The organism is Cellulomonas humilata (genome assembly GCF_013359775.1).
GTDB lineage: Bacteria > Actinomycetota > Actinomycetes > Actinomycetales > Cellulomonadaceae > Cellulomonas > Cellulomonas humilata.
This window is the reverse complement of the sequence record NZ_JABMCI010000019.1, coordinates 1-266: the sequence shown is the minus strand read 5'-3', so window position 1 is coordinate 266 and position 266 is coordinate 1. Positions and strand designations below refer to the sequence as shown.

General features: G+C 63.2%; 1 pseudogene. It reads right to left on the bottom strand.

The window, feature by feature from the left end:
• A pseudogene (locus tag HP550_RS00095) lies at positions 1-266 on the bottom strand (4Fe-4S binding protein); the annotation flags it as partial.

Here is a 266-nt window from a genome sequence, read left to right as displayed (position 1 = left end):
AGCAGGCCCACGGGCACCGACACGGCGACGGCGAACGCCACGGTGAAGATGACGGCGTAGCTGGTGATCCCGGTGAGCGCCTCGATCTGGGCGAGGACGCTGTTCCAGACCTCGAGCATGGTGATGTTCTGGATCAGGACGATGCCCATGATCGCCATGGCGAGCATCGACTGCTCGATCTTGGGCTTGGTGATGAACCACAGCTCGCTGGTGGGCTTGCGCAGCCGCACCTGGATCGCGTCGTTGGGGCAGGACTTGATGCAGTT